Here is a 6,214-nt window from a genome sequence, read left to right as displayed (position 1 = left end):
TAAATATGAAGGGAATATCGCAAGCACTTCATTTTGGAAAAAGCGTCGCTGATAATGCTTGGGGTATGTTCACTTCTTTCTTAGCTTATAAACTAAATGAACAAGGCAAACAGCTTGTGAAAATAGACAAATGGTTTCCTTCGACAAAAACATGTAGCAGTTGTGGAAATGTGAAAAATATGTCATTGTCTGAGCGAGTCTATTCTTGTATATGCGGTGTAAATCTCGATAGAGATTATAACGCCGCTATCAATATCAAAAATGAAGCAATACGCCTATTAGCGTTAGCATAGATAGCAATAAAATAACCCTTGGAACAAGGGAGTTAGCTTGGCTGTCTTAGGACGAATTCGTTAGCTACCAAAAGTAACGACTAACCGAGAAGCCCTCACTTCAAACAGTCCGTTAGGACGTTAAGTGGCGGGTAGTTCACTTGTATAAATTCTTAAAATTATGATATATGAGGAAATCACAAAAAAGGGAATATGTGTTACCAATCTGTTTAATTGATAAGGTATGGATTTTTTGAGCCGCAAAATATCACATGCCTTATAATCAAAATTAAAAAATAAATTTCAAATTATTTTATCTTATATTTTTGATTTATGTGAGGGACACACCTTAGGTACCACTCCAATGGTATAGGTGTGTCCTTTAATTTTATATAATTAAATAATGTTAGTGATTCTCGTGTAAACTAGGGATTATTATATAATGAGAAATTAGTAATTTAAAGTTTATCTCAAATCTTATAGCTCTGTGTTGTTTTAAGGAATGATAGTTAGGGCTTGTCTGCCTAATTGAACCCATGCTTCTTCAAAATCCTTCTTATCAATTCTTTTATTTTTTTCCGTATCTAATGGATCATTAATGTATACATATTGATCGGTGTATCCAGTTAGTAAAACACTATGTTGACGGTATGTAACCTGTCTCTCACCCATATTTGTTTTCCAAGTACGAAATTCATAATCAGGTAGTTTGCGAAAGCTCGCGTTTGTTAAAATCCAAACAGGGTGTTCTTTATCAATTGCTTTATATAAATCCTCAGGATTACTTCCGGTTAAGTCTATAATACAATTCTCTGATATGTATAATTTGGCTAACTCTAAAATCGGCTTAATATGCACACCTAAACCAGGCATATCTATGTCATACATATCTCCAACAAATCCTTCGTCCATATTTCCCATAAATCCATTGTTTTGAAAAGGTACATATTTAATATTTTCAGCTAACTCTAATTTATCAACGGATAGACCCTTAAAATTTAAAAGCATTGCTAAACTTGTAACTTCACATCCACGTTCTAATTCTGGATTTTGTAAAATCAAAGGGACTTCTAAAGGATTATTCTCTTTAGAAGATAGTTTTTTTTCATCAATTTTAACAAGTTTATCCATCTCATATGTTGTATTTTTAACGCTATTATTTTCACCTTTATGGACTAGAATTATTATACATAATACCGTGCATAAAATAATTAATAGATAAATATTTTTGTGTCGTTGCATTTTAGTATGTCTCCTTAATTAAATTAATACTTTAATTTAATACGTAACGTGGTTGCAAATGTGTCAATATTACAGTGTTCTCTTTAACACGTTTTCAAAGGTTTAAAACTCTTCTTAAACAATTATTAAGAAGAGTTTTTTAGATAAAAGTTATAAAGAATTATTTTTAATTAACTAAGAAATTATGCAAAAAGAGTATTTGTCTGTACATTTGTTATATGCTCGGCTAATACAGTAGCTTGTGCGTGGAGGGGGGCTGGAAATCCTAATGTAATACCATTGTGTTCAGTGCATTCACCAATTGCATAAATTAATTTATCATTTGTTTGCATATACTTATTAACAACTATGCCACGTTTAACATATAAGCCAGCTTTTTTTGCTAAATGTGTATTAGGTCGCCTACCAATAGGTATTACAATTAAATCGTATTTTTTAATAGTGCCATCTTCGAATTGGATCCCCTCTGCATAGTCTGTACCTAGGATTTTAACCGTGTTTTTTTCCATGAGAAATTGAATCCCTTTTGCTTTTAGCTTGTTACATAGTAATGAACAAGCCAAGATATCTTGTTTTGCCATTAAGTGTGAACTGAAATGAACTACGTGGACGTCTATTCCAAAATCAAATAATTTTTGTGCAATTTTTAGACCGAGCATGCCATTACCAATAATAATAGCTTTTTTTGCATGCTTCTTAATATTTAATAGAAATTGGATTTCTTCAGTTGTTCTAAGTTTATTTACTCCAAATAATTGCAGTCCTTTAACGGGAAAAATAAAAGCAGTAGATCCTGTTGCAATGATGAGTTTATCGTAGAAAACAATACGGCGTTTATCTGTAACAATGACCTCGTCCTCACGATCAATTTCTATTACCTTTTCGTTTGTAAAAAGCTTAATATTATGTTGTTTGTACCAATTATATTGCTTTTGTATTCTATTTTTAATATCTAATTGTAATGAAATAGTGTTTATTTGATTGTAGAGAGGATAGAGTTCATCACTGAAAATAGAAATGCTATACATATTAGGATTTTGTATTAAAATCTCTTCAATACAGCGTAAACTAGATATACTATTACCGATTATTACTAAGCGTTTTCGTTTTCTCATATCAATTTCTCCTTTCGATTGTGAAGTATTGAGCAAAGATGTTCGTTCATATTATAACAATTTTAAAAAGCAGATTGCTTGATATATAGTTTATTTTAAAATATGTCACAAATTATCTTTATTCGGGTAATGAGATACAAAGATGATCCCATTAAACTCATAGGTTAGAGGAAATTTTAAAAATGTTACTAAGATATTTCAGATGGAAAATGTTGAATATGTTTGCTGCTAGTAGTATTTCTTCAATTTTTAAAGAATAACGCATACAAACACACTGTAACCTTATAATTAAAGTTTTTTTATGTATAAATGCGAATAATTTCCTGATAGGTCACTATACAAGTAAGTGAAAATTAAGATGGAGTGCTTTTCCTAAACATGATAAATTAAAACTTTTTATACCAGATTAATTATTCTTTTATTCTATATTGACTAGGTATATTCGTGTATTATGCACCTTCTAGGATTTAGTGAATATAGCAGATTGCACATCATTTGAATCATTTTGTAAAGTGAGTATGTTTATTTTGTGAAATATTGAACAAAATCTTGAAAGTGAATATTGAAACATGTAGTTTATTCTTAGGATTATTTATAATAACCATGAACTAAAGGAGTGTGTAATTTTATGTTAGAACAAGGGATAGCTGATGCTATAAAACTTGCACAAAAGAAGAAACAAATATTAGATATAAACCCAATACAATATTTTGTTCGTGCATTACTAGCCGGCATCTATATTGGATTTATTATAGTATTATGTTTTAAATTAGGGGATTTTTTTCACGTTGTAAATTCACCTGCAACTTATTTAAGTGCTTCTTTATTTTTTGGAATTGCACTTATATTAATAATATATGGTGGAGCGGAATTATTTACTGGGAATACAATGTATTTTACAATTTCGACCTTACGAAAAAAAACAACGGTCTTAGATACTTGTCGTAACTGGGGTGCTTGTTTTTTAGGTAATCTGGTAGGTGCAATATTTTTTGCGTTATTATTTTATGGTACTGGTATTTTTGATCAAATTGAATATGAACATTTGATAAGTAATGTTGTTGAAGTAAAAATGAATACACCGACAATACAGCTATTTTTCAAAGCTATTTTATGTAATTGGCTTGTTTGTCTAGCATGCTTCCTTCCTTCTCAAGTAAAAGGGGATACAGCAAAAATAATTGTTATGATGTTATTGGTTTTTACATTCTTTTTATCTGGATATGAACATAGCATTGCAAATTTATCGCTATTTGCAATCTCCCTGGTATCGCCACATCCCAATACTATTTCTTTTAGTGGGGTTATTTATAATTTAATTCCAGTTACAATTGGAAATATTATTGGTGGATCTGTATTTGTTGGCATGGTATATCATTATATAACCCAAAACAACCCTACAGCTGAACAGAAGGGCGATTTAGTTGAATCTCAATGTGAGGAAAACATCCCATTACAAACACAAATAAAAATTTAAGCTACTAATATAATCATTTTCGTATAAAAATAACATAATTATTTTGAATGTTATTTTTATATCAGTTGGCCTAATTAGCCGGAAATACCGTTTTAATAATTCTTTTAAATATATTTTTTTCTTTTATAAAATATATTATTTGTTTTTGTTAGACATATAAGGGAAGGGAAATATACAAAAAACATTCACAACTTATGTGACCTAAATTTGTTAATATAAAATGCAAGATCACATGTCGAATTTATTACAGAAAACTCTAAAAAATCAGTGGGAGGTTTACTAGAAAATGAATTTTGAAAAAGTTTGTTTGGTATAGAAGTGCTTTTAGGGGGTTATTGCTAAAATAGGTGAAATAACCTTCGATATACAAAATAAAAATTTGCAGTAATTAGATTTGAATGAAGATAATATAAGCATGAATGTCATTATGAAAAGTGATAATCCGTTAGTGAATCTTAATAAAAATGTAAGCGTTAACAATTTTATTTAACTAGATGTATAAACTAGATTTTTCACAGAATATCAAAGAATCTTTGAAATGTAGATAAAGAAAAATTATCTTATCTAGTGAAGCTATACATAATATTTTTTTGAGTTAAATAAGAAATAATGTTGGAGCAATATTTGCTGGAAATACATATAAAAAGGAATTTAAGTTTAACTATGTGGTATTGAACATTAATGTATTTCGAGTTCATTATTTGTTTATTCAAAATCAATTAAATCTCTTTTTATTAGAATAACAACAATGCACAAAAACATAACATAAATAGTGAGGGATCTATAAATGAATAAAAATATTAATCGTGTAGTTTTAATTGGTACAGGGGCCGTAGGATGTAGTTATGCATATTGTATGATTAATCAGGGCCTGGCAGAAGAATTCGTTCTTGTGGATGTAAATGAAGCAAGAGCAGAAGGAGAAGCAATGGATTTAAGTCATGCAATTCCTTTTTCACCATCACCAACAAAAGTATGGAAGGGTAGCTGTGACGACTGTAAAGATGCGCAAATAGTTGTAATTACAGCTGGATTACCACAGAGACCAGGTGAAACACGTTTAGACTTAGTTGAAAAAAACACTAAGATTTTTAAAGAAATTATACGTAATGTTATGTCAAGCGGATTCGATGGCATTTTCTTAATTGCAACAAATCCAGTGGACATCTTAACATATGTAACTTGGAAAGAATCTGGGTTGCCGAAAGAACGCGTAATTGGTTCAGGTACAACACTTGATTCTGCACGTTTCCGTTACATGTTAGGAGAATATTTTGAGATCGATCCTCACAATGTTCATGCTTATATAATTGGTGAACATGGTGATACGGAGCTTCCGGTTTGGAGTCATGTGTCAGTTGGCGTTCAAAAGCTGCAAACCATTTTAGAAAATAAAAGTCAGTATAATCAAAGTGACTTAGACGAAATTTTTGTTCGTTCACGTGATGCGGCCTATCATATAATTGAACGTAAGGGAGCGACCTGTTATGGAATTGGAATGTCTTTATTACGTATAACAAAGGCAATTTTACATCATGAAAATAGTGTGTTAACAGTATCTGCATACCTTGAAAATGAATATGGTCATAATGATGTATATATAGGAGTTCCTGCTGTTATTAATCGCGAAGGTATTCGAGAAATTATAGAAATTGAGTTAAATGCGGAAGAAAAGTTTAACTTTAATCATTCGGTACATACATTAAAAGATACCATGTCACCAATACTATAAGATGAATTTATCGTATAACGTTATGTTGAATATATAAATACTTAGCAACAGTTTAAAGGTACCTAATCTAATATACTCAGAAAGCAAATAGTATAGAAAAAATGTTTGTTTAAATAGAAATTAAGTACTTTCATCTTGTAAAGAATCATTTTATAAACATTTTTAAGAAATTAAGATTCTGTACGACATTAGTTCATAATATATCAAGATTGAACGTTTTTAGAAGCGACATAACTATTTATAGCCAAATATGTTATGAATTTCACAAATGATTGATACCTTTTTTGTATACTTTCTACTTAGTCACTAATTGCAGATAAATTTGATTAAATAAAAAGCACTTTTTTTAAAATTCAAGGAAGTGCTTTTTATTTGT

5 protein-coding genes are annotated in these 6,214 nt (G+C 29.8%); 3 read left to right on the top strand and 2 right to left on the bottom strand.

Annotation, left to right across the window (positions count from 1 at the left end):
* Positions 1 to 293 (top strand): RNA-guided endonuclease InsQ/TnpB family protein (locus MR160_RS16700; protein WP_242297772.1); only part of this gene is annotated, 293 nt, incomplete at its 5' end.
* A 474-nt stretch (positions 294 to 767) separates the two neighbouring features.
* On the opposite strand, the gene MR160_RS16695 is transcribed toward MR160_RS16700, so the two are convergent.
* Both MR160_RS16695 and MR160_RS16690 read right to left on the bottom strand, forming a co-directional pair.
* Complete coding sequence (locus tag MR160_RS16695) at positions 768 to 1,514, bottom strand: C39 family peptidase (RefSeq protein WP_001188811.1); 747 nt, start codon at positions 1,512 to 1,514, stop codon at positions 768 to 770.
* A gap of 182 nt (positions 1,515 to 1,696) precedes the next feature.
* On the bottom strand, positions 1,697 to 2,629 hold the full coding sequence (locus tag MR160_RS16690) for an FAD-dependent oxidoreductase (protein WP_001231608.1): 933 nt from the start codon (positions 2,627 to 2,629) through the stop codon (positions 1,697 to 1,699).
* A gap of 628 nt (positions 2,630 to 3,257) precedes the next feature.
* Between MR160_RS16690 and MR160_RS16685 the strand changes: the two genes are divergently transcribed.
* Positions 3,258 to 4,106 carry a formate/nitrite transporter family protein gene (locus MR160_RS16685; RefSeq protein ID WP_000893014.1) on the top strand — a complete coding sequence of 283 codons (849 nt, stop codon included), beginning with the start codon at positions 3,258 to 3,260 and terminating at the stop codon, positions 4,104 to 4,106.
* A gap of 787 nt (positions 4,107 to 4,893) precedes the next feature.
* Complete coding sequence (locus MR160_RS16680; RefSeq protein ID WP_061660649.1) at positions 4,894 to 5,838, top strand: L-lactate dehydrogenase; 945 nt, start codon at positions 4,894 to 4,896, stop codon at positions 5,836 to 5,838.
* Positions 5,839 to 6,214: the final 376 nt, after the last annotated feature.

It is taken from the genome of Bacillus cereus group sp. BfR-BA-01382 (assembly GCF_022663475.1).
In the GTDB taxonomy this organism is placed as follows: Bacteria; Bacillota; Bacilli; order Bacillales; family Bacillaceae_G; genus Bacillus_A; species Bacillus_A thuringiensis_S.
Note: the sequence above shows the minus strand (reverse complement) of the source record. Positions and strands in the feature narration are given on the sequence as shown.

Excerpts from the sequence above, each read along its gene's own strand:
- MR160_RS16695 (WP_001188811.1), bottom strand. The coding sequence starts at position 1,514 with ATGCAACGACACAAAAATATTTATCTATTAATTATTTTATGCACGGTA.
- MR160_RS16690 (WP_001231608.1), bottom strand. The coding sequence starts at position 2,629 with ATGAGAAAACGAAAACGCTTAGTAATAATCGGTAATAGTATATCTAGT.
- MR160_RS16685 (WP_000893014.1), top strand. The coding sequence starts at position 3,258 with ATGTTAGAACAAGGGATAGCTGATGCTATAAAACTTGCACAAAAGAAG.
- MR160_RS16680 (WP_061660649.1), top strand. The coding sequence starts at position 4,894 with ATGAATAAAAATATTAATCGTGTAGTTTTAATTGGTACAGGGGCCGTA.